At 68.3% G+C, this 523-nt stretch carries 1 protein-coding gene; it reads right to left on the bottom strand.

The window, feature by feature from the left end:
- A partial coding sequence (locus FK530_RS26985; RefSeq protein ID WP_331456386.1) for an SCO6880 family protein occupies positions 1-519 on the bottom strand: 519 nt, incomplete at its 3' end.
- Between the last annotated feature and the right edge of the window lie 4 nt (positions 520-523).

Here is a 523-nt window from a genome sequence, read left to right as displayed (position 1 = left end):
GGCTTGAGCCTGGTCCCGTTTGCGCACGCTCATCCTGGTCGGATCGAAGACGACGGTGACCCAGGAGCGGACCTGGGCGGCCCCCGCCCTGTACTCCTCCACCACGTCGGCCAGAACCTGGCGCGCCACAGGGGGTGCGTCGGAGGACGTGCGGGAGGCGACCTCGCGCTTGAGCCTGGCCCCCGTGTCGGGCGCGGACTCCACGGTGACAGAGGCACCGACGATCCCCAGCTCGCCCGACAGGTCAGCCAGCCACATGCCCCACAAGGCGACCTCCTGGTCGACTTGTTCCTGGTCGACTAGGGCAGCACCTGCGGGAGAGACTCCCATGAGGACCGCGAGAGTCCCATCCCCGTGGTGCACCAGGGCGAAAGGCCGCTCGTAGGCATCCACATGCTCCGACAGGGTGGAGCCCGAGAGGATGCCGGGCAGTGTGCAGGTGCCCTGGGTGGCTCGCACGCTCAAGGGGCCTGAGCGGTAGATGGTGGCTTTGCGTCGCTTGGCTCGCCTGTATCGCATGAGA

Source organism: Tsukamurella conjunctivitidis, assembly GCF_007858475.1.
GTDB lineage: Bacteria > Actinomycetota > Actinomycetes > Mycobacteriales > Mycobacteriaceae > Tsukamurella > Tsukamurella conjunctivitidis.
This window is presented reverse-complemented; position numbering and strand designations above follow the sequence as displayed.